Source organism: Halanaerobiales bacterium, from assembly GCA_035270125.1.
Classification (GTDB): Bacteria; Bacillota; Halanaerobiia; order Halanaerobiales; family DATFIM01; genus DATFIM01.
On the sequence record DATFIM010000011.1, the window covers coordinates 1 to 4,538 of the forward strand.

Consider the following 4,538-nt stretch of genomic DNA (forward strand, 5'->3'; position numbering starts at 1 on the left):
GAACTATATTGCCGGTAAACAGGATGAATTAGGGCTTGTGGTAGAACAGGCTGAAGATGAAATTGCAGCTATTAACATGGCCCTGGGGGCTTCTTATGGTGGGATCAGAGCTATGACTGGAACCTCTGGTGGTGGATTTGCTTTGATGGCTGAAGCAGTTGGCCTGGCAGGAATAACTGAAACCCCATTAGTCATTGCTGAAGTGCAAAGACCTGGACCTGCAACTGGTTTACCAACCAGAACTGAACAGGGTGACTTGTTATTTGCCATAAATGTTTCACAGGGTGAATTTCCTTTGATGGTAATGGCACCTAGAGATCATGAGGATGCATTTTATCAGACATTTAGAGCACATAATCTTGCTGAAAAATATCAGATTCCAGTAGTGATTTTAAGTGATCAATATTTAGCTGATTCTACTGTTAGTATTCCAGAGTATGATTTTTCTGATTTAGAAATAAATCGTCATTTAGTCCAAGAAAAAAGTGGAGAGTCAGAAGAATATAATCGTTATGAAGTAACTGAAGATGGGATTTCTCCTCGAGCCTATCCAGGTCTTCTGGAAGGTGAAGTAGTTTTAGCTGATAGTGATGAGCATGATAAACATGGTTATATAGTTGAAGATGGAAATAAACGTATTGAAATGGCAGATAAAAGAATGAAAAAGTTGGACAAATTAATTTCTGAAGATTTACTTGAACCTGAATATTATGGTGAAAAAGAAATAGATTATCTTTTCTTAAGCTGGGGTTCAACTTATGGTGTACTTAAAGAAACTATAGATTTACTTAATGAAGATGGAATTGATGCTGGAGTATTGAGTTTTAATGATATCTGGCCTTTACCACAAAAAGAATTAGAAAAGTGGGTTGATAAAGATATAGAGCTAATTGATGTAGAAAATAATTCAACTGCTCAGTTCGCAAAATTATTAAGATCTGAAACCAGTATTGAAGTAGACAATAAAATATTAAAATATGATGGTAGACCATTTACAGCTGATGAAGTTTATAATAGATTCAAAAGTGAGGTGAAATAATTATGTTTGAAGAAACTAATAATACTGCCTGGTGTCCAGGATGTGGTAATTTTCCACTCAGAATAGCTCTCAAAGATGCTCTAAATGAACTTGAATTAAAACCAGAAGAAGTAGCAATGTTTACAGGAATTGGACAGGCTGCAAAAATGCCTCATTATTTAAATATAAATGGTTTTAATGGTTTACATGGCCGGTCATTTCCTCCAGCTGTTGGGATGAGAATAGCTAATCATAAAATAAAGGTGATTGTTGAATCAGGTGATGGTTGTAGTTATGGAGAAGGTGGAAACCATATTCTGCATAATATTAGACGTAATCCTGATCTAGTACAATTAGTTCATGATAATCAAATATATGGTTTAACTAAAGGTCAGGCCTCACCAACAACTGAAGCAAATTTAAAAACTAAAGTACAGCCTAATGGTGTAAATGCTGAACCTCTTAATCCAATTAAATTTGCCTTAAGTATGGGAGCAAGTTTTGTGGCCCGGGGCTTTGTTGGAGATAGAGAACACTTAAGTAATCTTATCAAAGAAGCAATGAATCATCGTGGATATGCTTTGATAGATATTTTACAACCCTGTGTATCTTTTAATAAATTAAACACTTACAAGTGGTATAGTCAAAGAGTTAAAAAAATGGAGGACCATGATAGTTCTGATTACTATCAGGCTTTAAAGCTTTCAGAAAAATGGGGAGAAGAGATACCTATTGGTGTCTTCTATAAAGAAGAAAAACAGACTTTTAGAGACAGGTTATCACATTTAGATGATACTCCTTTAGTTGATAAGAGTACAGATCTTGAGGAAATGGAAGATTTAATGAAAGAATTTAAATAAAAAAAGGAGTGATATTTAATGGCTAAAAATGTTTATGATTTTGCTGTTGAGTTTGAAAGAGAACATCGAGACTTCTACAAAGAGATGATTGAAAAAACAGAAGAAAAAAGGCTCAAACAAGTATTTTCAATGTTGGTAGAACAGGAGGAAAAACACGAGAAAATAGTAGAACAATTACGCAATAAGGAAAGAGTGGAACATGTAGAATCTGATATTTTACCAGATGCCAAGAAAACGTTTGAAGATATTGCCAGTGATTTACCGAATAGTGTTTTACCTGATGATCAGGTAGAACTTTATAAAAAGGCACGAGAAATGGAAGAAAGAACCTATAATTTTTATAAAGAAAAAGCTGAAGAAGCTGAATTGGAAAAAATTAAAGAAGTATTTGAAAAATTAGCCGGAGAAGAAAAGAAACATGAAAATATTCTCAGTAACTTAATTGATTTTGTCAATAAACCTAATACCTGGCTTGAAGATGCAGAATGGTACCATCTTGAAGATTATTAATAATTGAATATCTATCAAAAGAGTGGGATTTATTTCCTGCTCTTTTTTTATGGCAAAATTATTATTTTAGAAATTAAATTTTACGAAGATTAACCTTAAAATTTTAATTAATTAAAAATATAATCAAAAATATTTAATTTTTGCTTGACAAAATTGAATTATGAATATATAATAGGAGTGCACTAATGATATGGTGCACTATAATTTATTTAAGAAGGGATGATTTATTTTGAAAAAGAAGATTTTGATTTTTGTATTTATTTTGATAATTATTGCTGGAGGTGTTTGGTTTGTTAGAGGTAGAATGGGGGCTGAGAGTGCTGACAAAGCAGCAGTAGCAGTTGATGTAATTGAGGCTTCACCTGGAAATATCACTACTACAGTTAGTGCTGATGGAAATATAAGGGCAGCAGATACCAAAGAGGTTAAAACAAAAGTTTCTTCTTTTATAGAAGAAATATATGTTGAAAGTGGTGATTTAGTTAAAGAAAATGAGAAAATAGCACGGGTAGAGGATTATGATTTTAAAAATAATTTAGAGGAATTAGAATTCAAATCACAGGAAGCCAATATAAATTACAAACAGCTTCATGAAAAATATACTAAACAGGATGAATTAAATAAACTCAGAATTGATGAAGCAGAAAAAAACTTAGAAATTGCTATTAGTTCTAAAGAAAAAGAAAAAATCAATTTAAATAACCAAAAACAGCAAATATTAAAAAGAATAGATGAAAATAAAGAATCTTTAAAAAATGCAAAACAAAAATTAGAAGATAATAAATATCTTTATAATAAAGGAGCTATTACTAAAAATAATTTAGAAGAAATCCAAAATAGTTATGATAAACAGCTTAAAAATATTAATAATCTAGAAAAAGAATTGAAAATTTTAAATGAAAAAACAATTCCTAATTCTTTAGAATTAGCAGATTTACAAATAGAAAATGCTAAAAATAATCTGAGGTTATTAAAATATAATATTGAAGAAGAAAAAATTGATGAAGAAGATCTTAAACTAGCTGAAATAGAAATTAAAAGGCTTGAAAATAGTATAGCCAAAGCAAAAAAAGATTTAGAAAACGTTATAATTAAGACTCCATATGAAGGAACTATCATAGAAAGTAAATTTAGTGAGGGAAGCAGAATAAATCAGGGAGATATAATAGTAACTTTAGCAAATATTAATGATTTAGAAGCAGAGATTTTTGTTGATGAAATAGATGTTAATCAAGTTAAAATTGGACAAAAAGTTATTTTGACTAGTGATTCTTTTCCCAAAAAAATAGAAGGTAAAGTTGATTTTGTGGCACCTATAAGTACTAAAGTGGGTAATATTAATAAATATAAAACCGAAATTAAATTAAATAAACCTGCTAAATTTTTAAAAGTAGGAATGTTTTTAAATGCAGAAATTACTACAAATCATAAGGAAAATGTAATTACTATTCCATCAATGTCTATTCTTGGAGAAGAAGAAAAATATGTATTTATATATGAAAATAATAAAGCAATAAAGAGAATAGTAGAAATAGGATTACAAAGTATAAGCGAAGTTGAAGTTAAAGGTGTTAAAGAAGGAGAAAAAATAATTTCCGGTCCTTTTAATATAATTCGTAACCTGGAAGATGGAGCTGAGGTAAGTAGTAGATAAATATTAAGTTTAGAGAATAAGTAGAGGTGATTAGATGATAAAAATTAATAATTTAAGTAAAATTTATGGGGAGGGAGAAATAGCAGTAAAGGCTCTGGATAATATTTCTTTTGAAGTTGATGAAGGAGAATTTATTGCAATTATGGGTCCTTCTGGTTCAGGCAAATCTACTTTAATGAATATATTAGGCTGTCTGGATACTCCTAATTTTGGAGATTATTTTTTGGATGAGATGAAAGTTAGTGAATTGAGTGATAAAAAATTAGCAAAAATCAGAAATAAAAAAATCGGTTTTATTTTTCAGACATTCAATCTTTTACCAAGACTTTCTGCCCAAAAAAATGTGGAACAACCTATGATTTATAAAGGTACTACTCGTAAAGAACGAGAAAAAATATCTAAAAAAGTTTTGGAGGAAGTTGGATTAGGGGATAGAATTGATCATAAACCTTCTGAATTATCAGGTGGGCAAAGGCAGAGAGTTGCTATAGCCCGT

At 30.4% G+C, this 4,538-nt stretch carries 5 protein-coding genes; all 5 read left to right on the plus strand.

The window, feature by feature from the left end:
• Nucleotides 1-1,039, plus strand: a 1,039-nt coding sequence (locus tag VJ881_00625; protein HKL74543.1) for a 2-oxoacid:acceptor oxidoreductase subunit alpha, incomplete at its 5' end; no start/stop codon positions are given.
• A gap of 2 nt (nt 1,040-1,041) precedes the next feature.
• Nucleotides 1,042-1,878, plus strand: a complete 837-nt coding sequence (locus VJ881_00630) for a thiamine pyrophosphate-dependent enzyme (GenBank protein ID HKL74544.1) — start codon at nt 1,042-1,044, stop codon at nt 1,876-1,878.
• 18 nt (nt 1,879-1,896) lie between these two features.
• Nucleotides 1,897-2,388, plus strand: coding sequence for a ferritin family protein (locus VJ881_00635; GenBank protein ID HKL74545.1), 492 nt, complete (start codon nt 1,897-1,899; stop codon nt 2,386-2,388).
• A gap of 229 nt (nt 2,389-2,617) precedes the next feature.
• Nucleotides 2,618-4,042: an efflux RND transporter periplasmic adaptor subunit gene (locus VJ881_00640; GenBank protein ID HKL74546.1), complete on the plus strand. Its 1,425-nt coding sequence runs from the start codon at nt 2,618-2,620 to the stop codon at nt 4,040-4,042.
• Between the two features lie 34 nt (nt 4,043-4,076).
• A partial coding sequence (locus VJ881_00645) for an ABC transporter ATP-binding protein (protein HKL74547.1) occupies nt 4,077-4,538 on the plus strand: 462 nt, incomplete at its 3' end.

Coding starts and splice junctions, on each gene's coding strand:
- VJ881_00630 (HKL74544.1), top strand. CDS start 1,042: ATGTTTGAAGAAACTAATAATACTGCCTGGTGTCCAGGATGTGGTAAT.
- VJ881_00635 (HKL74545.1), top strand. CDS start 1,897: ATGGCTAAAAATGTTTATGATTTTGCTGTTGAGTTTGAAAGAGAACAT.